Source organism: Kocuria sp. CH-021 (assembly GCF_049716185.1).
Classification (GTDB): Bacteria; Actinomycetota; Actinomycetes; order Actinomycetales; family Micrococcaceae; genus Kocuria; species Kocuria cellulosilytica.
Genome location: NZ_JBNAFK010000029.1, coordinates 1 through 22,740, shown reverse-complemented (window position 1 = coordinate 22,740; position 22,740 = coordinate 1). Strand labels below are relative to the sequence as shown.

General features: G+C 72.2%; 19 protein-coding genes. 7 read left to right on the top strand and 12 right to left on the bottom strand.

All coding sequences use genetic code 11. The features are described from left to right. Positions 1–145: 145 nt before the first annotated feature. Both ACPYN7_RS16840 and ACPYN7_RS16835 read left to right on the top strand, forming a co-directional pair. On the top strand, positions 146–1,552 hold the full coding sequence (locus ACPYN7_RS16840) for a magnesium chelatase (protein ID WP_424348414.1): 1,407 nt from the start codon (positions 146–148) through the stop codon (positions 1,550–1,552). Between the two features lie 92 nt (positions 1,553–1,644). Further along, entirely contained in the window at positions 1,645–3,633 is a 1,989-nt protein-coding gene (locus ACPYN7_RS16835) for a vWA domain-containing protein (RefSeq protein ID WP_424348413.1), read from the top strand. A gap of 123 nt (positions 3,634–3,756) precedes the next feature. Here the strand turns inward: ACPYN7_RS16835 and ACPYN7_RS16830 are convergent, their stop codons facing one another. Both ACPYN7_RS16830 and ACPYN7_RS16825 read right to left on the bottom strand, forming a co-directional pair. After that, positions 3,757–4,878, bottom strand: a complete 1,122-nt coding sequence (locus ACPYN7_RS16830; RefSeq protein WP_424348412.1) for a DUF808 domain-containing protein — start codon at positions 4,876–4,878, stop codon at positions 3,757–3,759. A 301-nt stretch (positions 4,879–5,179) separates the two neighbouring features. Next, the gene (locus tag ACPYN7_RS16825) at positions 5,180–5,962 is read right to left on the bottom strand and encodes a gamma-glutamyl-gamma-aminobutyrate hydrolase family protein (protein ID WP_424348411.1); all 783 of its coding nucleotides are present in this window, start codon (positions 5,960–5,962) and stop codon (positions 5,180–5,182) included. Between the two features lie 656 nt (positions 5,963–6,618). On the opposite strand from ACPYN7_RS16825, the gene ACPYN7_RS16820 reads away from it, so the two are divergent. Both ACPYN7_RS16820 and ACPYN7_RS16815 read left to right on the top strand, forming a co-directional pair. Then, positions 6,619–6,960, top strand: coding sequence for a hypothetical protein (locus ACPYN7_RS16820; RefSeq protein ID WP_424348410.1), 342 nt, complete (start codon positions 6,619–6,621; stop codon positions 6,958–6,960). Positions 6,961–7,107: 147 nt separating this feature from the next. After that, a complete protein-coding gene (locus ACPYN7_RS16815; RefSeq protein ID WP_298587864.1) occupies positions 7,108–7,413 on the top strand; it encodes a DUF4193 domain-containing protein in 306 nt (101 codons plus the stop codon). Between the two features lie 62 nt (positions 7,414–7,475). Here the strand turns inward: ACPYN7_RS16815 and ACPYN7_RS16810 are convergent, their stop codons facing one another. Further along, positions 7,476–7,721 (bottom strand): hypothetical protein, encoded by a 246-nt coding sequence (locus tag ACPYN7_RS16810; RefSeq protein ID WP_424348409.1) that lies wholly within the window; start codon positions 7,719–7,721, stop codon positions 7,476–7,478. A 465-nt stretch (positions 7,722–8,186) separates the two neighbouring features. On the opposite strand from ACPYN7_RS16810, the gene mdlC reads away from it, so the two are divergent. Then, on the top strand, positions 8,187–9,779 hold the full coding sequence (gene mdlC, locus ACPYN7_RS16805; RefSeq protein ID WP_424348408.1) for a benzoylformate decarboxylase: 1,593 nt from the start codon (positions 8,187–8,189) through the stop codon (positions 9,777–9,779). Positions 9,780–9,797: 18 nt separating this feature from the next. On the opposite strand, the gene ACPYN7_RS16800 is transcribed toward mdlC, so the two are convergent. After that, positions 9,798–10,850 carry an MFS transporter gene (locus ACPYN7_RS16800; RefSeq protein ID WP_424348407.1) on the bottom strand — a complete coding sequence of 351 codons (1,053 nt, stop codon included), beginning with the start codon at positions 10,848–10,850 and terminating at the stop codon, positions 9,798–9,800. A 33-nt stretch (positions 10,851–10,883) separates the two neighbouring features. Then, positions 10,884–12,779 (bottom strand): FAD-dependent monooxygenase, encoded by a 1,896-nt coding sequence (locus tag ACPYN7_RS16795; RefSeq protein WP_424348406.1) that lies wholly within the window; start codon positions 12,777–12,779, stop codon positions 10,884–10,886. A gap of 323 nt (positions 12,780–13,102) precedes the next feature. On the opposite strand from ACPYN7_RS16795, the gene ACPYN7_RS16790 reads away from it, so the two are divergent. Next, positions 13,103–13,837: an IclR family transcriptional regulator gene (locus ACPYN7_RS16790; protein ID WP_424348429.1), complete on the top strand. Its 735-nt coding sequence runs from the start codon at positions 13,103–13,105 to the stop codon at positions 13,835–13,837. Here the strand turns inward: ACPYN7_RS16790 and ACPYN7_RS16785 are convergent. The 6 genes from ACPYN7_RS16785 to ACPYN7_RS16760 form a co-directional block, all read right to left on the bottom strand. Continuing rightward, positions 13,831–14,664, bottom strand: a complete 834-nt coding sequence (locus tag ACPYN7_RS16785) for an HpcH/HpaI aldolase family protein (protein WP_424348405.1) — start codon at positions 14,662–14,664, stop codon at positions 13,831–13,833. The genes ACPYN7_RS16790 and ACPYN7_RS16785 overlap by 7 nt on opposite strands. Continuing rightward, on the bottom strand, positions 14,649–15,434 hold the full coding sequence (locus ACPYN7_RS16780; protein ID WP_058872784.1) for a 2-keto-4-pentenoate hydratase: 786 nt from the start codon (positions 15,432–15,434) through the stop codon (positions 14,649–14,651). Before ACPYN7_RS16780 ends, ACPYN7_RS16785 begins: the two co-directional genes overlap by 16 nt. 98 nt (positions 15,435–15,532) lie before the next feature. Next, positions 15,533–16,699 (bottom strand): 3,4-dihydroxyphenylacetate 2,3-dioxygenase, encoded by a 1,167-nt coding sequence (gene hpaD, locus ACPYN7_RS16775; protein ID WP_424348404.1) that lies wholly within the window; start codon positions 16,697–16,699, stop codon positions 15,533–15,535. Between the two features lie 47 nt (positions 16,700–16,746). Beyond that, a complete protein-coding gene (gene hpaE / locus ACPYN7_RS16770; RefSeq protein WP_424348403.1) occupies positions 16,747–18,303 on the bottom strand; it encodes a 5-carboxymethyl-2-hydroxymuconate semialdehyde dehydrogenase in 1,557 nt (518 codons plus the stop codon). Then, positions 18,300–18,989, bottom strand: coding sequence for a GntR family transcriptional regulator (locus ACPYN7_RS16765; protein ID WP_424348402.1), 690 nt, complete (start codon positions 18,987–18,989; stop codon positions 18,300–18,302). The genes hpaE and ACPYN7_RS16765 overlap by 4 nt, the downstream gene beginning before the upstream one ends. Beyond that, positions 18,986–20,554, bottom strand: coding sequence for a fumarylacetoacetate hydrolase family protein (locus ACPYN7_RS16760; protein ID WP_424348401.1), 1,569 nt, complete (start codon positions 20,552–20,554; stop codon positions 18,986–18,988). Before ACPYN7_RS16760 ends, ACPYN7_RS16765 begins: the two co-directional genes overlap by 4 nt. A 181-nt stretch (positions 20,555–20,735) precedes the next feature. Between ACPYN7_RS16760 and ACPYN7_RS16755 the strand changes: the two genes are divergently transcribed. Continuing rightward, positions 20,736–21,230 (top strand): SRPBCC family protein, encoded by a 495-nt coding sequence (locus ACPYN7_RS16755; RefSeq protein ID WP_424348400.1) that lies wholly within the window; start codon positions 20,736–20,738, stop codon positions 21,228–21,230. Here ACPYN7_RS16755 and ACPYN7_RS16750 read toward each other — a convergent pair. After that, positions 21,227–22,369: an MBL fold metallo-hydrolase gene (locus ACPYN7_RS16750; protein WP_424348399.1), complete on the bottom strand. Its 1,143-nt coding sequence runs from the start codon at positions 22,367–22,369 to the stop codon at positions 21,227–21,229. The genes ACPYN7_RS16755 and ACPYN7_RS16750 overlap by 4 nt on opposite strands. Positions 22,370–22,740 lie beyond the last annotated feature (371 nt).

Genomic DNA, 22,740 nt, shown 5'->3' with positions numbered 1-22,740 from the left:
CGTCGGGCCCTGCCGTCGGGCCCTGCCGTCGGGCGCCGGGGAGCGCCGCCGGGGAGCGCCGCCGCGGGCGGCGGGACGCACCGCTGCCGACGACGCCGGACCCCCGCGCACGGGCGCCCCTTGACGCCGGGGTTAAGTTGGCGCTGTGACCGATCACCCGGACATCCGCACGCTCGGCGAGCTCCGCGCCGCCGGCGTCGCCCACAGGACCCTGCGCGAGGAGATCCGCGAGAACCTCCTGCGCACGCTGGCCGAGGGCGGTGACCCCTGGCCGGGCCTGCACGGGCTCGGGCGCACGGTGCTGCCCCAGCTGGAGCGGGCCCTGCTCGCCGGCCACGACGTGGTGCTGCTGGGCGAGCGCGGCCAGGGCAAGACCCGCCTGCTGCGCACCCTCGCCGGCCTGCTCGACGAGTGGTCCCCCGCGATCGAGGGCTCGGAGCTCAACGAGCACCCCCTGGAGCCCCTGACCGAGGCGTCGCGGCGCCGGATCCTGCTCGAGGGGGACGAGCTGCCCGTGGTCTGGCGGCACCGCTCGGAGCGCTACGTGGAGAAGCTCGCCACTCCGGACACGTCCGTGGCGGACCTCATCGGGGACGTCGACCCGATGCGCGTCGCCGAGGGGCGGCGGCTCGGGGACCCGGAGACCATCCACTACGGGCTGGTGCCGCGCTCGCACCGCGGCATCGTGGCGATCAACGAGCTGCCCGACCTCGCCGAGCGCATCCAGGTGGCCATGCTCAACGTGATGGAGGAGCGGGACATCCAGATCCGCGGCTACGTCCTGCGGCTGCCGCTGGACGTGCTCGTGGTGGCCACGGCCAACCCCGAGGACTACACGAACCGCGGCCGGATCATCACGCCGCTCAAGGACCGGTTCGGCGCCGAGATCCGCACCCACTACCCGCTCGAGCTCGAGGACGAGATCGCCGTGATCCGCCAGGAGGCCGAGCTGATCGCCGAGGTCCCGGACACGATCCTCGAGACCCTGGCCCGGTTCACCCGCCTGCTGCGGGACTCCTCCGCGGTGGACCAGCGCTCGGGGGTGTCGGCACGGTTCGCCATCGCGGGCGCCGAGACGGTCGCGGCGGCGGCGCTGCGGCGCGCCACGATCCGCGGCGAGGAGGAGGCCGTGGCGCGGATGGTGGACATGGAGACGGCCACCGACGTCCTGGCCGGCAAGATCGAGTTCGAGTCCGGCGAGGAGGGCCGCGAGCGCGCGATCCTCGACCACCTGCTGCGCCGGGCGACCGCCGAGACCGTCCGGGGCCGCTTCCGCGGTCTCGACCTCGGACCGGTCGTGGAGGCCTTCGACGGCCGCACCACGGTGTCCACCGGCGACGACGTCTCGGCCCGGGACTTCCTCGCCGGGCTCCCCGAGCTGGCACCGGACGACGACGACGGGGCCGGGACCGCCTACGACGAGATCGCCGCGCGCCTGGGCGCGAGCACGCCGGGACAGCGCGCCAGCGCGATCGAGCTCGCGCTGGAGGGCCTCTACCTGGCGCAGAAGATCTCCAAGGACGCCGACGAGGGCGGCACCGTCTACGGCTGAGGCGCCCCGCCCGGGGAGGACCGCGGCACCGACCGCGCGTCCACGGCACGGGGATCCGGAAGAGACACGGCACAAGACACAGAGGGGGCGTCATGCCCGCACACCACCGGTCCTCCCGCTACGGCCGGTACGCCGGAGGACCCGATCCGCTGGCCCCGCCGGTGGACCTGTCCGAGGCGCTCGAGGCCGTCTCCGAGGACGTCATGGCGGGCTACTCGCCGGAGGACGCGCTGCGCGAGTTCCTCCGGCGGGGCGGCCGCGGCCGGGACGGTCTCGACGACCTGTCCCGGCGCGTGCAGCAGCGCCGGCGCGAGCTGCTGAAGCGCCACCGCCTGGGCGGCACCCTCGAGGAGGCGAAGAAGCTGCTCGAGAAGGCGCTGCGCCTGGAGCGCGAGCAGTTCCTGCGGGACGCCCGGATGGACCCGATGGACCGCTCCTTCCGGGAGATGCAGCTCGACGGCCTGCCGAGCTCCACGGCCGCCGCCGTCAGCGAGCTCGCGTCCTACGACTGGCAGTCCGAGTCCGCGCGGGAGGCGTACGAGCAGATCAAGGACCTCCTGGGCCGCGAGCTGCTGGACCAGCGCTTCGCCGGGATGAAGCAGGCCCTCGAGAACGCCACGGACGCCGACCGGGAGGCCGTGGCGGAGATGCTGCGGGACCTCAACGAGCTGCTCGAGAAGCACGCCCGGGGCGAGGACACCGACGAGGACTTCCAGGACTTCATGGCGAAGCACGGGGAGCACTTCCCCGAGAACCCGCAGTCGGTCGAGGAGCTGATCGACGCGATGGCCCAGCGCGCCGCGGCGGCCCAGCGGATGCTGAACTCCATGTCCCCGGAGCAGCGCCAGGAGCTGATGCAGCTCTCCGCCCAGGCGTTCGGCTCCCCGGAGCTCATGGACCAGCTCGGCCGGCTCGACGCGAACCTGCAGGGGCTGCGCCCCGGTGAGGACTGGGGCGGCTCCGAGGACTTCGGCGGCCAGGACGGCCTGGGGCTCGGCGACGGCACGGGCGTGCTCCAGGACATCGCCGAGCTCGACGCGCTGGCCGAGCAGCTGGCGCAGCACCACCGGGGCGCCAACCTGGACGACATGGACCTCGACGCGCTCGCGCGCCAGCTGGGCGCGGACGCCGCGGTGTCGGCGCGGACCCTGGCCGAGCTGGAGCAGGCGATGCGGGACAGCGGCTACCTGCAGCGCGGCGCGGACGGCGACCTGCGGCTCTCGCCCCGGGCGGTGCGACGGATCGGGAAGGCGCTGCTGCGGGACGCCGCGCAGAACCTGTCCTCCCGGACCGGTCAGCGCGACACCCGCCTCGCGGGGGCGGCCGGCGAGCCCTCGGGCGCCACCCGGGAGTGGCAGTTCGGGGACGCCGAGCCCTGGGACACCACCCGCACGATCACCAACGCGATCCGGCGCACGGCGGCCGAGGGCGGCGACGCCCGCCGGGGGCTGCGCCTCGACGTCCGGGACATCGAGGTGGCGGAGACGGAGGCGCGCACGCAGGCCGCCGTCGTCCTGCTCGTGGACACCTCGTTCTCCATGGCCGCCGAGGGACGCTGGGTGCCCATGAAGCGCACGGCGCTGGCGCTCCACCACCTCGTCTCCACCCGGTTCCGGGGGGACCAGCTGCAGATCGTCGCCTTCGGCCGCTACGCCCGCGCGCTGCCGGTCGACGAGCTCACGGGCCTGCCGCCGGTGCGGGAGCAGGGCACCAACCTGCACCACGCGCTGCTGCTCGCCACGCGGTTCTTCCGCAAGCACCCGTCGATGCAGCCCGTCCTGCTCGTGGTCACCGACGGGGAGCCCACGGCGCACCTGCTGCCCGACGGCGAGAGCTGGTTCTCCTGGCCCACGGAGCCGGAGACCCTGCGCGCCACGGTGGAGGAGCTCGACCGGCTGGGGCGCATGGGGGCCCAGGCGACGTTCTTCCGGCTCGGCGACGACCCCGGGCTGGAGCGGTTCCTGCGGCGGATGGCCGAGCGGATCGACGGGCGCGTGGTGGCCCCGGACCCGGCGGACCTGGGCTCCGCCGTCCTGGACGAGTACCTCGGCGCCCGCTCCGGGGACCCCGACGACCTCTGACGGGCGGCGCCGCCCGGGAGCGCGGGGCCGCCTCTCCGCGTGCGGTCCCCGGCCGCCCGCGGCGAGCGGCGGACCCCGGGTCAGGGGACTGCGGTCACGGCACGGGCAGCCGGTGTCCGGCGGTCAGCGGGCCGCGGAGGAGCCCCCGTCGGCCGGCGGGGCGGCATCCGGCCGGTCGGTCGTGGCGCCGCCGTCCTCCGCGGCGGACGCCGCCGGGGAGGAGTCTGCCGGGGCGGACGCCGCGGAGTGCTTCCCGTGGTGCTCGCCCTGCGCCTCGTGCGCGCCGTGGGCGGCGTGCTCGGCCTCGTGCTCGCCCTTGCCGAAGGGCAGCAGCTCCCACACCAGGACCAGGACGGCGCCCCAGGCGAGGCCCAGGACCGCGGAGAAGAAGGTGTTCGTGAGCCAGGCGAGCGCCGCGCCGAGGCCGCCGGGGACGGCGTCGTGCACGAGGACCTCGACGTGGTGGACGGCCTCGTAGGGGGCGTGCCAGCCCAGTTCGTCGAGGCCCACGAGGATGATGTGCCCGCCCACCCAGAGCATGGCGGCCGTGCCCACCACCGAGATCACCGCGAGCAGCCCGGGCATGCCCTTGACCAGGCCGTGGCCGATCTTCTGCGTGGTCGGGGAGGACCGCTCGGCCAGGTGCAGGCCGAAGTCGTCCATCCGGATGATCAGGGCCACCACGCCGTAGACCAGGACCGTGATGCCGAGTGCGACGACCACCAGGATGGCCGCGCGCGAGAGCAGCGGCTCATCGGCCACCTCGTTGAGGGAGATGACCATGATCTCGGCCGAGAGGATCAGGTCGGTGCGCACCGCGCCGCCGACCATCGTGTCCTCCGCGTCCTTGCCCTTCTCGACCACCGGGGTCTTGGTCTTCGCCCCGTGGCCCGAGACCTTCGCCCAGATCTTCTCGGCCCCCTCGAAGCACAGGTAGCTGCCGCCGAGCATGAGGATCGGGGTCAGCAGCCACGGCGCGAACTGGCTCAGCAGCAGGATGACCGGGAGGATGAAGATCAGCTTGTTGCGCAGCGAGCCCTTGGTGATGCGCCAGATGATGGGCAGCTCGCGGGCCGGGGAGACGTCCTGGACGTACTGCGGGGTCACGGCGGTGTCGTCGACGACGACGCCGGCGGCCTTCATGCTCGCCCGGCCCGCGGCCGCGCCGATGTCGTCCACGGAGGCCGCGGTGACGCGGGCCAGGGCGGCGACGTCGTCCAGCAGGGCGATCAGACCGCCGCTCATCGGAGGGCCTCCGGCGTGGTCTCGGCAGGGGCGGGCGGTGCCGCGGTGGTGATCAGCATGTTGACAGAGTAGAGCGTCGGACGCCCGGATGCTCCCGCGCGGACCCGGCGCGCACCGGTGTCCTGCCGCTGCCGCCGGGACCGGACCGCGGCCGGTGCGCTGGTCCGGGCCGGCTCTGCCCCGGAAGCCCCTCGTCCACGGAGCCGGCGCGTCGAGAAGATGACCTGCCGGAGCTCCGGCAGGCTGCGCCCGTCCGTGCCGAGGCCCGGAGCTCCTCGGCACGGACGGGCGGCGGGACGGTTCACGCGGCCGCCAGCGACACCTCCGGGGCCCGGTGCCGGGCGGAGCGGGCCTGCTCCACGAAGGCGGCGAACAGTTTCCGCCGGTCCGCCCCCGGACCGCGCGGGTCCTCCGGGTGCCACTGCACACCGACGACCCAGCCGAGGTCGCGGTGCTCGGTCGCCTCGACCATGCCGTCCTCGGCCACCGCGGTGACGCGCAGCTCGGGGGCCACGACGCCCACCGCCTGGTGGTGGGCGGACCGGACGGTCAGCCGCCGGGCGCCGAGGACGTCCGCCAGCAGGCTCTCCGGCTCCAGGGTGACCTCCTCCTCCACGCACATCGCCTGCCCGGGTCCGCCCCGGTGCCGGTGCCAGGTGTCGAGGTGGGTGATGAGGGTTCCCCCGCAGGCCAGGTTGAGCAGCTGGGAGCCCCGGCCGACGGCCAGCAGGGGGGCGTCACGGCCCAGGCTCTCCCGGACGAGCTGCAGGGTGTAGAGGTCAGCGCGCCGGTCCACCCCGTACTCGTGAGGCTCGTGCCCCTCCGCGCCGTACAGGGAGGGGTCGACGTCCCCGCCTCCGAGCACCAGGACCCCGTCCGCGGCCGCCGTGACCGCGGGATCGGGCAGCTGCCGGGCGCTGGAGTCGACCAGGACCGGGCGGGCGCCGGCGTTGACCAGCGTCTGCAGGGCGGTGCGGGTCGTCCGGCGCATCAGGTCCCGGGTGTGCGGAGCGAGACCGGGGAAGTTCAGCGAGACCAGGACGGCCACGGTGGGCGCTCCGGCCCGCAGACTCCACAGTCCCACGGGAGTCACCTCGTGCTCATTGAGTCGAACAGTCCGGCGGTTCATGCGATCATCTCCTCTTCGATCGGTGGGGTCTTCGTTGCCGGTTGAACGGCGGGTGGCGCAGCGGGAGCGCGGACGGAGGGTCGGTGCCGCCGGACCGCCGGAGAGCACCGGTGGGTGCGGACGGAACCGGCCGTCCCGGTGGAGCCGGCCGGATCCGCGGGAGACGACGGTGGACGGCCGGGTGGCCGTCCACGCCGTGACCTCTCCGACGAAGACACCTGCTGCAGGTGATGCGGATCACTCTGCCCGAGCCGGCAAGGCCGCGTCCTCCCTCGGGGAGAAGAAGATTCCCGAATATTCGCGTTCGACGAAAATCGGCGTCACGGCCCCGGGCACCGGTCACGAGCGGAAGCGACGCCCCTGGGCGCCCGGTGTCAGCACCGGGGAGGACAGCTCGTCGTCACACTGTTCAATGCACTTCCACGGACCTCGGCCACATGCCTAGTCTGAGTGATCAGCGCCGGACCCCCGGTCCGGCGATGCGGTCCAGCCCCAGGCCGCCCCGCTCCCTCTGCGCACAGGAAGAAGGCATCATCCACTCCGCCTCCGGGGCTCTGGCCGTCGAGCTGCACCCCCACTCCCCCGTCCGATGGATCGCCACCTACTACCCCATGAACGAGACCCCCGCGGGACGCTGGGCCGAGGTCACCTGGCCCCTGCACCAGGTGCTGGTGCCCCTCCCCCTCGATCCCGCGGAGACGGCACGGTGGCTGGAGGTGCGCAGCGCCGATCCCGGCCACCCCTGCTACGCCCGCCACCGGGCCTGGGCGCACCACCTGGCCGCCGGGTACACGGCGGCGCTGGCCGCCTTCGACGCCGACGCCACGGACGGGCCGCGGTCGCTCCACGAGGCACTGCGGCGCACCGACGTCACGACCGTCGTTCCGGCCGGGCAGCTGTCGGAGTGGGTGCTCGACGACCTCGAGGACGAGACCTCGGACGCCCGCCGCTGACCGGGACGGCGCCGCCCGCCGCGTCAGGTGCAGATGCCGCAATCACGGGCGTGCACCGGACCCTCGTCCGGTGGGGTACACTCTGGTCCTTCCGTGCAGAACCGCCCCTGCACAGCACCACCCCGCTCCAGGAGGACGCACCACATCATGGCCACCGACTACGACGCTCCGCGCACCCGACCCGAGGACGAGCCGGCCAACGAGTCCCTGGAGGCGATCCAGGTCCAGCGCAGCGCCACCACCCAGACCGCGGTCATCGACGCCGAGGACTTCGACACCGCCGAGGGCATCGACCTGCCCGGGGCGGACCTCTCCCACGAAGAGCTCACCGTGGCCGTCGTCCCGGAGCAGGCCGACGAGTTCACCTGCGGCTCCTGCTTCCTGGTCCGCCACCGCTCCCAGCTCGCCCGCCAGAAGAACGGGACCAGCTACTGCACCGACTGCGAGGGCTGAGCCCCGCCCCTCCGGCAGGCCCGGCGGCTCGGAACACCCGGGGACGGCCGCCCCACGGGTCCCTACTCCGGATTGTCCACGGAGACCGGGTTGTCCTCGTCCGGGTCCTCCCCGGGTGCCGGCTCCTCGGCACCGGAGGCCTCGGGCGCCGGCTCGCTCAGGCGGTCCTCGACGGCCTGGCGGAAGTGCTCCGCGGACTCCGGATCGGCCAGCCCGTCCGAGGCGTCCGAGGCCGGGTTCGACCGGTCCTGCGTGTTCTCCTCCTCCTCCGGGTCGGAGGGGCGGGGGGCGTCTGGGGTGGCGTTCATCGCGTGCCTTTCGTCTCGGCGGGCAGGTCCACGCCCGCTGGTCCGGCCTCTCCACCGGGAACCGGGACACTCGGGAGTCTCCGGGTGCCGGGGCGCCGCGGCGGGTCATGACGGCCGCCGCGACCTCGCCGGATCGCCGGTCGAGGCCGGGACGACCGTGGGTCCTTCCCTTCGGGACGCCCACCGTGAGGCGTCCCTGGTGTCGTTCCTATCGCGGTCCGACCTGCGGTGACAAGAGCCGCGGCCGGCCGACTCCGGCCGAGGTCCGCGGGGAGCGGATACGCTGGGCCCAACAGCACGCTGTGGCGACGACCGGTCGGATCCACCCCTCCGAGAGGCAGGGGTCCGCAGGTTCTCGGCCCGGGCCTTCCACCGGATCGGACCGGAGGAGCTCCGGACCGGCATCCAGGCCGTCGAACCGGCGGAGCGGCCGCGTTGCACCACTCACTTGACGGGAGTCGAACCATGGCAGACGGCAGGACAGTCCTGGAGGCCTCCGCGGACCTGTTCCGTGCGCACGGCATGACCCTGATCTTCGGCAACCCGGGGTCCAACGAGCTGCCCTTCCTGGCCGGGCTGGGCGAGGACTTCGACTTCGTGCTGGGACTGCACGAGCAGGTGGTGGTGGGCATGGCCGAGGGCTACTCCCGCGCCTCCGGCAAGCCGGTCCTGGTCAACCTGCACGCCGCGTCCGGAACCGGCAACGCCATGGGCGCGCTGACCAACGCCCGGTATGCGCACGTGCCGCTGGTGCTGCTGGCGGGCCAGCAGGTGCGGCGCACGGTCGGGCAGGAAGCCATGCTCGCCAACATGGAGGCGGGAATGCTGACCTACCCGCTGACCAAGTACGCGCACGAGCCCCTGTCCGCCACCGATGTGCCGCGCACGCTGTCCCAGGCCGTCCTCGAGGCCACCACCCATCCACGAGGCCCTGTCTACGTGTCGGTCCCCCTGGACGACTGGAGCGAACCGGCCCTTCCCGATGACGCCCTGCTGCTCGAACGCTCGGTGACCACCGCGGGCGGACTGCCCGATCGGATCGCCCGTGAGCTGGTCGCCGCCGTCGACGACGCCCGGAGCCCGGCGCTGGTGCTGGGCCCCCAGGTCGACGCGGCCGCGGTCGCGGATCCCGCGGTCTTCGCCGCCGTGCTCCGGCTGGCCGAGCACGCCGACGCGACGGTGTACGTGGCGCCGTCCCCGTCCCGGGCACCGTTCCCCACCACCCACCCCAACTTCGGCGGCGTCCTGGTCCCGGGCATCGACTCGGTGCGCCGCCGGCTGGCCGGGCACGACACGGTGCTCGTGCTCGGCGCACCGGTGTTCCGGTACCACCGGTGGGAGCCGGGGGACTACCTCGAGCCCGGCACGCAGGTCTGGCAGGTGACGCAGGATCCGTCCGAGGCCACCCGCGCCCCCTTCGGCCGGGCGGTCGTCGCCGATGTCGCCGATGCCGTCACCGTGCTCGCCGAGGGCGTGCGGGACCGCGGTGCTCGGCGCCCGGAGCGCCGGCTGCCCGCGGCGAGGACCTCTCCCGAGGGGATGACGGGCACAGAGATCCTGGAGGTCCTGAACCAGCACGTCGACAACCGCGTGGTCTACGTCAACGAGACCACCACCCTGGACCTGGAGTATCTCGAGCGGGTCGCCGTCGACCGGCCGGGCGGCTATCACTTCCCGGCCTCCGGCGGTCTCGGCTTCGGCCTGCCGGCCGCCGTCGGGATCTCCCTGGCCGCGCCGGAGGCGACCGTCGTGGCCACGGTCGGCGACGGGTCCGCCAACTACGGCATCACCGCGCTGTACACGGCGGCGCAGCGGGGCACCCGCACCGTGTTCGTGATCGTCAACAACTCCGGATACGGCGCGCTGGCCGGATTCGCCGAGCGAATGGGCGTGCCCGACGTGCCGGGCCTGGTCCTGGGCGAGATCGACTTCGTGTCCCTCGCCCAGGGGTACGGGGTGCCCGCCACCCGCACCACCACCCGGGCGGAGTTCGAGGAGGCCTACCAGCAGGCTCTGCGGGCGGACGGCCCCGCCCTCATCGACGCCCGGGTGGTGTGAGGCCCGGGACCGGCTCCTTCAGCTCCTGGAAGCACTCATCCGGCGGGGCCGGTCCGGCACCGGGCGCTTGTCGAACACCGTGCTCCCGATCTCCTGCTCGGCCTGGTTGTTGATGGACAGGTCGATCCTGGAGCGGTCCCGGACCAGGCTGACGGCGACCAGGGCCACCACGCACATCCCGATCAGGTAGACGGCGATGGCGGGCGTGCCGCCGGTGGCGTCGAGCAGGGCCTGGGCGATCATCGGCGCGAAGGCACCGCCGAGGATGGCGCCGATCGCGTAGGAGATCGACACGCCGGAGAACCGGATCGATGCCGGGAACAGCTCGGAGTACAGGGAGGCCTGGGGGCCGTAGGTCAGGCCCGTACCGATGCAGACGAGGCCCAGTCCGATGTACAGGTTGAGCAGGGAGCCCGAGTCGATGAGCAGGAACAGCGGCCAGATCGTGAGGATCAGCCAGACGTAGCCGATCTGGTAGGTGAGCTTGCGCCCGATGCGGTCGGAGACGATCCCGGCCCCCAGCGTGGAGACCAGCCACACGGTGGCGGCGAAGGTCATGGCGACCAGCACGTCGGTCCGGGAGAGCCCGACCGCGTCCGAGGTGGCGTAGGCGGGGATGAAGCCGCCGGTGGACATGTAGCCCACGGAGTTGTTGCCCACGAAGATCAGGGCCGCGATGGCCACGAGGTGCCAGTACTTGCGGAACAGCTCCACGATCGGGACGCTCGCCTGCTCCTTCTTGGCGGCGATCTCCTGGAAGACGGGGGACTCGTCCACGGCGATGCGGACGAAGTAGCCGACCGCGATGAGGACGATCGAGGCGGCGAACGGAATGCGCCATCCCCACTCGAGGAACTGCTCCCCGGGGGAGATCACCCCGGTCATCAGGGCGGTGACGGCGGTGGCCAGCAGCAGGCCCAGGGGCACGCCCAGCTGGGGCATGGAACCGGCCAGCCCACGGCGCTCGGCCGGCGCGTGCTCCACGGCCATCAGGGCCGCCCCGCCCCATTCGCCGCCCGCCGAGATGCCCTGGACGATGCGCAGCAGGCCCAGCAGCACCGGGGCGAGCACCCCCCACGGACTGGTAGGTGGGCAGCAGACCGATCAGATGGTGAAGATCGGCGTCAGGAAGTCCGACAGCTCGGCGGTCGCGGTCAGCGGCAGCACGTGGGCGACGTACTGGTCCGGGCGGACCACCACGACCACGCCGTCCCGGCTCAGCCCCCGGGCCGCGTAGATGTCATCGGCCGGGTCCGTGCCCCACACCTTGTTCAGGTTCGAGATCTGGAACCTGCCGACCTTCGGGCGGAACACGGACGGCACCTTCATCAGTTCCACCTCCTCGTGCGGCTGCTGGTAGACCACGTTGAGGTCGAACAGGGCGTCGAGGTCCTGGCCCTCCGGGGTGAACCGGCGCACCGGGGACTCCGCGGAGTCCATCCACTCGGCCCAGGCCCGCAGCGCCGAGTCCTGCGCGGAGGACACGGCGGCGTCGGCGAAGGCGTAGATCCGCCACCGCCCGTCGGCGGTGTGCTGGTGGCCCAGGAACTTCGGGTTGGTGTCCGAGACGCGCTTGACCGGATGCGCCTTGAAGCGCTTGCCCAGGGGGAAGCCCGTGGCGAGGTCCTGGTGCACCGCCTCGCCCACGAGCAGCCCGGCCGGGTACTCCGTCATGAAGCCCGCCGGGAACTCGGCGGTCTTCTGGTAGAAGTCCTCCAGCGCGGACGCGCTCCCCAGCTCCTCCGGCTTGGCGGCCATCATGGCGGACCACTCCCGGTCGAAGTCGATGAGGTTCTGGGCCACGGGCTGGCGCTCGGCCGAGTAGGTGGACAGCAGCGACGCGGGGCTCAGCCCGGTCAGCACGTGGCCCAGCTTCCAGCCCAGGTTGAACGCGTCCTGGATGGAGACGTTCATGCCCTGGCCCGCCTTGGCCGAGTGGGTGTGGCAGGCGTCGCCGGCGATGAACACCCGCGGGCTGCGCTGCCCCGCCTCCTCGACGGGGACGTCGTCGAAGCGGTCCGTCACCCGGTGGCCGACCTCGTAGACGCTCCACCACGCCACGTCCTTCACGTCCACGGTGTAGGGCGAGACGATCTGGTTGGCCTGGGCCACGATCGACTCGATCGGGGTCCTGCGGACGGCGCCGGCGTCGTCCGCGCTGACCTCGCCCAGGTCCACGTACATGCGGAACAGGAAGCCGCCCTCGCGCGGGATGTGCAGGATCGATCCGTGCTTGGACTGGATGGCGCACTTGGTGCGGATGTCCGGGAAGTCGGTCTCGGCCAGGACGTCCATGACGCCCCACGCGTGGTAGGACACCGCGCCCACGTGCTGGGCACCGATGTCCCGGCGGACCTTCGAGCGCGCGCCGTCGCCCCCCAGGACGTACTTGGTGCGCACGACGCGCTCCTCGCCCGGGCCCGTGCCGCCCTCCGGCTGGTCGCCGGTGCGCTTCAGGGTCACGGTGACCGGGTACTCCCCCTCACCGACCTCGAGCTTCACGAACTCCCAGCCGAAGTACGGTGCGGTCCGGGACGGGGCGTTCTTCGCGAAGCGGGCGAAGTAGTCCAGCACGCGCGCCTGGTTGACGATCAGGTGCGGGAACTCGCTGACCCCCGTGGGGTCGTCCACGGCCCGTGCGGTCCGGACGATGTGCCCCGGGTCGGCCGGGTCCGGCTTCCAGAAGTTCATCTCGCTCAGGTGGAACGCCTCGGCGGTGATCTCCTCGGCGAAGCCGAAGGCCTGGAACGTCTCGACGCTGCGGGCCTGGATGCCGTCGGCCTGGCCGATCTCCAGCCGGTAGGGGCGGCGGTCGACGAGGCAGGTCATGACGTCCGGGAAGCTGGCCAGCTGGGCGGTGGCGGTCATGCCGGCCGGGCCCGCGCCGACCACGAGCACGTCCATGGTCTCGGGCAGCTCGGGGGAACGGTCGACGCCCACACCGGCGGCGGGCTGGACACGGGGGTCCGTGGACACGTACCCGTGGTGGTGGAACAGCATGGGGCCTCCTGGCGGAATGAGAGGGAGGAACGGCCTGCGTGTTCTATAATGGAACACACCGTTCTTTTATCGAACTCTTGGGACAGATCATATACGGTGGGTGATCGTCCTCACAAGACCCTGCGACGCCGCTCACGCTCCGCTGCGGTGAAAACATGGTCGCCCCCGGGCCGAGACCCGTCAGGCCTCCGGGGCCGCTCCGCGACCCGGCCCGGGGAACCTCGTCAGACCGCCCACAGAAAGGGGCCACGGTGAACGCTCAGGGACGTCCTTCCGCCCAGGTGCCGGCGAGCAGGACGCCGGCCGCGCAGTCGACCGGGAGCATGCAGGGCCGGGCCGCCGCTGCGGCGGCGCCCTCGCAGACCCTCTCCCGGGGGCTGCGCATGCTCGAGCTCGTGGTCTCGGCCGAGGAGCCGCCCACGATCGCCGACGTGGCCGCCCAGCTGGGCGTGCACCGGTCGATCGCCTACCGGATCCTGCGGACCCTGGAGAGCTACGGCCTGCTGACCCGGGACTCCACCGGCCGGCTGATCGGCGCACCCGGGCTGGCGGTGCTCGCGCGGGGGGTGCAGCAGGACCTCCAGTCGGCGTCCCTGCCGGAACTGACCGCGCTGGCCAACGAGCTGCAGATGAGCGCCTTCGTGGCGGTCTGGGGCCAGGAGGAGTGCATCACGCTGGTGACGGTGGAGCCCTTCCGCGGCCACGCCGTCACCCAGCGCCCGGGCACCCGCCACCCGCTGGACCGCGGCGCCCCCGGGCTCGCCGTGCAGGCGGGCATGGACCCGGACGAGCTCACCGAGCTGACGGGCGGCGTCCGCCCCCGCGCGGAGGTGGAGCAGGCCCGGGAGCGCGGATTCGCCGTCAGCAGCAACGAGGTGCTGGACGGGGTGTCCTCCGTGGCCGTTCCCCTGCGTGCTCCCGGCCACCTGCCGGCAGCACTGGCCGTCGTCTACGCCACCCGCCGGCTCGACGTCGAGGCGCTGGGCCGGCGGCTGGCGCACAGCGCCGAGCTGGTCGCCGCCCGTCTCGGGCAGCGACCAGCCCCGTCGGATCAGTAGGACCCGCGCGGCGCCTGCTCCCCCGTTGCCGGAGCGCACCATGCGTCGGCGAGCGCCTCGGTCCCGCGGGCCAGCAGCGCGACGTCGGCGCCCACGTTGACGAAGTCGGCGCCGGCGTCGAGATAGTCCTGGGCCTGGGACGGCGCGAAGGCGTTGACCCCCACGAACTTCCCCGCCTGCTGCACGGCGGCGATGACGTCCTTGACGGCGAGCACCACGTCGGGGTGGTCCTGTCGGCCGAGCAGGCCCATGGAGGCGGCCAGGTCGGAGGGACCGATGAAGATGCCGTCGATGCCGTCGACCGCGGCGATCTGCCGGGCGTTCTCGACGGCGGCGGCGGACTCGACCTGGACGACCAGGGTGACCAGGTCGGCGGCCCGGTCCAGGTAGTCCGGGATCCGGTTCCACCGCGCCGAGCGGGCCAGTGCGGAACCGACTCCGCGGACCCCGCGCGGCGGATAGTGCATGGCGCGCACGGCCGCCTCGGCGTCCCCGGCGCTGTCCACCATCGGGATGACGAGGGACTGTGCGCCCAGGTCGAGGAACTGCTTGACCAGCACGGTGTCCAGCGCGGGCACGCGCACCACGGGGACGACCGGGTAGCCGGCCATGGCGCGCAGCTGGGACTGGACGGTCTCGAGTCCCAGCGGTGAGTGCTCGGCGTCGAGCAGGAGGTAGTCCAGGCCGGCCGAGGCGCAGATCTCGGTCGCGGTGGGGTCTCCCGAGCTGACGAACATGCCGGCCGCCGGCCGCCCGCCGCGCTTCGCGCGGGCGGCCTCGGTGAACAGGTCCTTGAACCCGGGCTGCGGTTCTAGGCGAATCGGCATGTGATGGTCCCCAGCTCTCCGTAGTCGGCGTACACGGTGTCCCCGGCGTGGACCCACATGGGGCGGGTGAAGGACCCGGCGAGGATGATCTCCCCGGCCTCCAGCCGGTCCCCGTGGCCGGCGATCCGGTTCGCCAGCCAGTGCACCCCGTTGGCCGGGTGGTTGAGCACCCCGGAGGCCACCCCGGTCTCGATGATCTCCTCGTTGCGCCACAGCGCCCCGGCGACCCAGCGCAGGTCGACGGCGTCCGGGGCGACCGGGCGGCCCCCGATCACCATGGAGCCGAGCGCGGCGTTGTCCGAGATGGTGTCGGTGATGGTCCGGCCCTCCATCTCGATGCGCGAGTCCAGCACCTCGAGGGCCGGCACCACGTACTCGGTGGCGCGCAGCACGTCGAAGAGGTTCACGCCGGGGCCGGCGAGGTCCTCCTTCAGGACGAAGGCCAGCTCCATCTCGATGCGCGGGTGGGTGTACCGCGCCCACTCGTAGACGTGGCCGGACTCGACCACCTGGTCGTCGAAGATCACCCCGTAGTCCGGCTCGTCGATGCCGGTGGCGTCCTGCATGGCCTTGGAGGTCAGCCCGATCTTGTGCCCGGCCTTGGTGCGGCCGGCCTCCTCCTGTCGCTGCGCCCAGATCCTCTGCACCGCGTAGGAGTCCTCGATCTCCATCTGCGGGTACCGCTTGGTCAGCCGCGGCACCGGCGTGCGGTCCAGCCCCGCCCGGTGCAGCTCATCGGCGATCTTCACATGGGTCTCGTGGTCCAGCATGTCCTCTCCTGTGTTCTGCGGGTGCTCTGTCTCCGGGACGGCGGCGGCCGGCCGGCTCCGTGCAGGGAGCCGGCCGGCCGCCATCGCCCCGGGGAGGGTCAGAGCTGGTTGCCGAGCTTGAAGCCCTTGGCGGCCTCGCCCTTGTAGGTGCCGTTCGCGTCGCCCTCACGGGTGTAGGAGAACCCGTCGGCGCCGATGGTCACCTCCATCTCCGAGTCCTCGGTGCGGGCCACGACCTGCTGCGGGTTGCCGTCCAGGTCCAGGACCAGGGAAGCGTCGGTGTACCAGGACGGGACCACCGGGTTGCCCCAGAAGTCACGGCGCTGGTTGTCGTGCACGTCCCAGGTGACGACCGGGTTGTCCGGGTCGCCGGTGTAGTAGTCCTGGGTGTAGATCTCGATCCGGTGGCCGTCCGGGTCGAGGATGTACAGGTAGAACGCGTTGGAGACGCCGTGGCGGCCGGGTCCGCGCTCGATGCGGTCGGAGATGCGCAGGGCGCCCATCTTGTCGCAGATCGCCAGGATGTTGTGCTTCTCGTGGGTGGCGAAGGCGACGTGGTGCATGCGGGGGCCGTCGCCGCCGGTCATGGCGGTGTCGTGCACGGTCGGCTTGCGGCGCATCCAGGCGGCGTACACGGTGCCCTCGTCGTCCTGGATGTCCTCGGTGACGCGGAAGCCCAGGTCCTGCATGAACTTCGTGGCGCGCGGCACGTCCGGGGTGACCTGGTTGAAGTGGTCCAGGCGGACCAGGGCGCCCGGGGTGTACAGGTCGTAGCGCCAGGCCAGCCGCTCGACGTGCTCGACGTCGTGGAAGAACTCGTACGGGAAGCCCAGCGGGTCCTGCACGCGCACCGAGTCGCCGATGCCCTTGGTGAAGCCCTCCGGGCGGCGCTCCACGCGGCAGCCGAGCTCCTCGTAGAAGGCCACGGCCTTGTCCAGGTCCTCGGGGCTGCGCACCCGGTAGGAGAAGGCGGCGACCGCGGCCACCGGACCCTTCCGGAGCACGAGGTTGTGGTGGATGAACTCCTCCAGGGACCGCAGGTAGACGGTGTTCTCGTCCTCCTCGGTCACGGTCAGCCCCAGCACGTCCACGTAGAACTCCCGCGAGCGCTCCAGGTCGGTGACCACGAGCTCCATGTAGGCGCAGCGCAGGATGTCCGGCGCGGGCGCCTGCGGGGTGGGGATCGGGTTGTCGGAACGGATCGGGGCTTCCTGCGAGACGTAGAAGCCGGAGGACGTCATCGTCCGGTCGTCGAGGTGGGTCATGGTGCTGTCCTTTGTGCTGAGTGGTGGGTGTCGGCAGGCGCGGAGGATCAGGCCTGGAGCTCCTCGGCGGCCTGCTCCTGGCGGCCGAAGACCGGGTTGTGCACCTCGCCGAGGTTGATGTGCACGGCCTGCTGGTCGGTGTAGAAGTCGATGGACCGGTAGCCGCCCTCGTGGCCCAGTCCCGAGGCCTTCACCCCGCCGAAGGGGGTGCGCAGGTCGCGGACGTTGTTGGAGTTCAGCCACACCATGCCGGCCTCGACGTTCTGGGCGAAGTTGTGGGACCGCTTCAGGTCGTTCGTCCAGATGTAGGCGGCCAGGCCGTACTTGGTGTTGTTGGCCAGCGCCAGGGCCTCCTCGTCCGTGTCGAACGGGGTGATCGCCACGACGGGGCCGAAGATCTCCTCCTGGAAGATCCGGGCGTCCGGGGCGACGTCGGCGAAGACGGTCGGCTGGATGAAGTTGCCCTCGGGGAACTCCTCCGGACGGCCGCCGCCGGCGGTCAGGCGGGCCTCCTGCTTGCCGATCTCCACGTAGGACATGACCTTCTCGAAGTGCTCGGGGTGCACCAGGGCGCCGACCTCGGTGGTCTCCTCGTGCGGCAGGCCGACCTTCACGCGCTGGGCCTGGGCGGAGTAGCGGGACACGAACTCGTCGTAGATGCCGCGCTGGACCAGGATGCGCGAGCCCGCGGTGCAGCGTTCGCCGTTGAGGGAGAAGACCCCGAAGATCGTCGCGTCGATGGCCGCCTCCAGGTCCGCGTCCTCGAAGACGACGGCGGGCGACTTGCCGCCCAGCTCCATGGACAGGCCCTTGAGGTACGGTGCGGCGTTGCCGAAGATGATCTGGCCGGTGCGGGACTCGCCGGTGAAGGAGATCAGCGGGACGTCCGGGTGCTTGACCAGGGAGTCGCCGGCGAAGCCCTCCTCGCCGTAGCCGTGGACGATGTTGAACACACCGGCCGGCAGACCGGCCTCCTCGAAGATGCCCGGCCACAGGGACGCGGACAGCGGGGTGAACTCGGCCGGCTTGAGCACCACGGTGTTGCCGGTGGCCAGCGCCGGGCCCAGCTTCCAGGACTCCAGCATGAACGGGGTGTTCCACGGGGTGATGAGCCCGGCCACGCCGATCGGCTTGCGGTTGACGTAGTTCACCTGGCGGCCGGGCACCTTGTAGGTGTCGTCGGCCTGGGCGACGATCAGGTCCGCGAAGAAGCGGAAGTTCTCGGCGGCGCGCTGGGCCTGGCCGAGCGCCTGCTTGATCGGCAGACCGGTGTCGAAGCACTCCATCTCGGCCAGGTCCTGGCCGCGGGACTCCACGATGTCGGCGATCCGGTGCAGCACCCGGGACCGCTGACGCGGGAGCATGCTCGGCCACGGGCCGTTCTCGAAGGCGTCCTTGGCGGCGGCGACGGCGGCGTCGATGTCGGCGACCTTGCCGGAGGCGGCCTTCAGGTAGGGCTGGTTGGTGACGGGGTCCAGCACGTCGAAGGTGTCGCCGTCGATCGAGTCGACGTGCTCGCCGTTGATGTAGTGCTGGATCTTCTCCGGCAGGTGGGCCGGAACCCAGCGCTGTGCGTTCTGGGCGTCGGTCTCGGTGCTCGTCATGGTGTGTCCTTTCGGCGTGCGGTGTCCTGGGGTGTGGTTCGTGACGCCAGGTAGGCGTCGAGCGTGTTGAGGCGGTGCTGTCTCGCGGCGGCCTCGACGACGTCGAAGGGGGCGCCTTCGGCGATGAGGTCCAGCAGGTGGTCGTGCTCGTCCACGGAGGCACGGGCCCGGCCGGGGACGTAGGCGAAGGTGGACGAGCGCAGAGCGGCCAGCCGGTTCCAGCCGCGGTGCACCAGCTCGAGGATGTGGGCGTTCTGGTGGTGCTCGTAGAGGGTGGAGTGGAACTGCTTGTTCAGCGCGGTGAACCTCACCGGGTCGAAGTCGTCCAGCACCCGGCGCATCCGGTCGTTGATCTCCCGGGCCCGCTGCAGCTCGGCCCCGGTGACCAGCGGCGCGCACTGGGCGGTGGAGAATCCCTCCACCAGGGCCAGGGTCTCCATGGTGTAGCGGTACTCCACGGGATCGATGCCCACCACGGTCGCCCCGACATTGCGCTGATAGGCCACCAGCCCGTCCTGCTGGAGCCTCCGCACGGCCTCGCGGACCGGCACCACGGACATCTCGAGCTCGGCGGCCAGCTGGGCCAGCACCAGGCGGCTGCCCGGGGCGAAGCGGCCCTGCTGGACCCCCTCGAGGATGGCGTGGTAGGCCGTCTCCGACTTGGACCGGAGGACCTCGGTGCTCACCGGGCGTCCCGGTCGGCGTGCCGCTGCTGGTGCTCCTGGTACTTGCGCTTCCACTCGGCGTTGGGCGGGAACAGCCCGTCCACCGGGTGCCCTTCCGCCACCCGGTCGTACACCCAGGCGTCCTGCTGCTCCTGCTCCCAGGCGTCGGCGATCACCTCGGTCAGCAGCTGCGGGGGGACGACCACGACGCCGTCGTCGTCGCCGATGACGATGTCGCCCGGCTGGACGGTGGTCCCTCCGCAGGCCACCGTCCCGCCGACCTCCCAGGGGATGTGGCGGCGGCCGAGCACGGCCGGGTGGACGCCGCTGGAGTAGACCTGGATGCCGACCTCGGCGACAGCGGCGCTGTCCCGCACCCCGCCGTCGGTGATCACCGCGTCGGCGCCCCGCACCTTGGCGCGCAGGGCGAGGACGTCGCCGAGGGTGCCGGTCCCCTTCTCACCCCGGGCCTCCATGACCACCACGTCGTCCGGCTGCACCGTGTCCATGGCGCGCTTCTGGGCGTTGAACCCGCCGCCGAAGGCCTTGAACAGGTCCTCCCGGTTGGGCACGTAGCGCAGCGTCTTGGCGTAGCCGAGGATGCGGTGGCCGGGATGGGTGGGCCGCACGCCGTCGATCGTGGCGTTGTCGATCCCCCGCTTGCGCAGCTGCGCGGTGATCGTGGCCACGGCCGTCTCGTTGATCTTCGCCCTGAGCTCGTCGGTGAGCAGGGTGCGGTCGGGGACCGGGGCGGCCGGCACGTAGTGGTACGGCTCGGCGTCGGCCGCGGCCGGCGCCAGCCCGGCGGCCTCCCGTGAGCCCCAGGCCTCCTCCCGCTGGGTGTCGTCCACCTGGGGGCCGTGCCCGTAGGGCGCCATCGGCTCCTCACCGGCCACCACGCGGGTGACCAGCCGTCCGCTGGAGGGAGCGCCGGGCGCCTCGGGCGCATCGACCTCGACCTCGACGACGTCGCCCGGCTGGGCCACGGAGGAACCGGCCGGGGTGCCCGTGAGGATGACGTCGCCCTCCTCCAGCGTCATGAGCTGGGACAGGTCCGCCACGAGCTGGCCGAAGGGGAAGACCAGCGCCTCGGTGGTGTCGTCCTGGACGAGGTCCCCGTTGACCCAGGTCCGGACGCGCAGCGCGGCCGGGTCGAGCCCGGCGGCCGGGATGACGTCCGGCCCGAGCGGGGTGTAGCCGTCCCCGGACTTGTTCTTGACGTTGGAGCCCTTGTCGGCGTGGCGCAGGTCGTACAGGCCCCAGTCGTTGGCGGCGGTGATGCCGGAGACCTTGGACCAGCCCTCCTCCGGGCGCACCCGGCGGCACGTCTGCCCGATGATCAGGGCGATCTCGCCCTCGTAGGCCAGCAGCTCGGTGCCGGCCGGGCGCTCGATCGTGGCGCCGGTCCGGGCGATGGAGGTCCCGGCCTTGAGGAAGTAGCCGGGGAACTTCGGGGAGCGGCCCCGCTGGGCGATGCGGGAGGGGTAGTTCAGGTGCAGCGCGATGACCTTCCCGGGGCGGTTCGCCCTGTCGGTGAAGTCAACGGGCCCGGTGGCCCCGGGAGGAGCCGGTGTCGTCTCTGCCATGCCGTCCTGCCTTCGTGGTCTGCGGAGGTGGCCCGGGTCCAGCAGGTCCAGCGGTGCGGCCCGGGTCTCTTGCTGGCGATCGTATACGATGTGACGTGATCGGCGCCACCCCTTGAGGGGAACCCGTCTGATGGCCGCCGACCCCTGGAGCCGGTGCGGGGCCAGGTCCTACGATGGCCGCATGACCCGCACGGACACCGCCGCACGGGTGGTCGCCGCCTCACCGGAGCAGGTCTACGCCGCCCTGGTCGACCCGGACGCGCTCACGGCCTGGCTGCCGCCGGAGGGGATGACGGCCCGCTTCGAGCGCTTCGACGCCCGCCCGGGCGGGTCCTCCCGCATGGTCCTCACCTACGACGACGCCGCCGGCGCCCCGGGCAAGACCACCGCCGCCTCCGATGTCGTGGAGGCCCGTTTCGTGGAGCTGGTTCCTGGGGTGCGCATCGTGCAGGCCGGGGACTTCGTCTCCGACGACCCGGCCTACGCCGGCACGATGACCATGACCTGGGAGCTCACCCGGGTCGAGGACGGCACCCGCGTGGAGATCCGCGCCGAGAACGTCCCCGACGGGATCTCCGCCGAGGACCACGCCGCGGGGTTCGCCTCGTCGCTGGCGAACCTGGCCGCCTACCTGCGGCCCGGCACCGACGACAGGAACTCAGGGAGCCTGCACTAGAGCCCGATCTCGTCCAGGTCGGCTCCGACGATCAGACGGCCGCTGTATCCCTGCTGCGCGGCCTGCCACTTCTCGAGCGGCCAGCTGCCGGGGACGAAGTGGTTGAGCACGAGCGTCGGGACACCGGCCCGCTCCGCGACGGCGCCGACCTCTTCGACCGGGGTGTGGGACTTGACGAGGTGCTGGAAGGCGGCCTCGTCCTCAGGACTGCGGGGCTCCGGGTAGCGCTGGGCCGCCCACTCGGTGGCGATCACCTCGTGCACCAGCACGTCCGCCCCTCGGGCCATCCGGACGAGGTTGTCGCTGGGCCCGGTGTCGCCGGAGAAGACGACGCTGCCGTCCTCGGTGTCGAAGCGGAAGGCGAAGGACGGGAAGATCGGCGCGTGCTGGACGAGAGTCGCCGAGACCGTCACCCGGTCGTCCTCGTAGAAGACCACCGGCTTCATCCGCGGGTGCGGATCACCGTTCGGGTCGTCCACGAGCCGCTCCGGCAGGGGGATGTCGTGGCCGGCGAACATGTCCTGCGGGGCCGGCATGCCGCCGTCGATGGCGCGGTCGTTGAAGTCCGTGGCGAAGGCCCGCACGAGCAGCCCCACCATCTCCTCGGTGCCCGGGGTGGGATTCTCCGGGGCGGTGATGGGTGGCATCGGGTGGGTGCCGGTCTTCGGCGGCAGGGCCCCGCGGTTGCCGGGTCCCCAGACCGGGACGGGACGGTCCGCGGCCACCAGGCCGTTGTAGGCGCCCAGGCTGAGGATGTTCGACAGGTCGTTGATGTGGTCCGAGTGCAGGTGGGTGAGGAAGATCGCGCGCAGGTCGCTCAGCGCGGCCCGGGACTCCCAGTTCCCGAGCTTGGCGTCCATGAGCCGGAATCCGACGCCCTCGCCGGTGTCGATCAGGTAGTAGCGGTCACCGACGACCAGCGCGCTCGCGATGCCCCTCCGCGGCGGCTCGGTGGCGCCCCATCCCGGTCCCCCGTTGGTGCCCAGGAGGACGACCTTGGTCCGCGCCTCGGAGCGCAGCGGCGCCCTGGCCCCGGCCGCCGAGGCAGCGGTGACCGGCGTCAGCAGAGGGACAGTCCCGGCAGCGGCGAGACCGCCGAGCACGGTGCGCCGAGACAGGGGACGGCTTCGAGAGGACATCGTGGGCTCCTGGGACAGGGTGTAACGAGACACAGTTCACACTAGTGGGCAGGGCTTCTGCTCGACAGACGGTGGAGCGTCGGCCCTCGGCCCGCTCATCATGAGCGCGGTGGCCGGCCGGGGCGTCCCTGTCAGGGGCCGTGGACCATGCCGCAGCACGGCAGGAACGGGTCGGGACCGAACGCCGGAACGAAGTGGATTCTCGTGCACGCCACTGCATCGTGGAATTCCCGGGCAGCTCCGGTGTTCCCCTGACTACGTGACGCCTGTTTCGGGATGCCCGTGCGACATTTTCGGCTCTTCAGGATCCAGGGTGTAGTGCGGGTCGGCGCGTCGGTCGCCGGATAGGGGTCGAGGCCTCCCGAAGATGA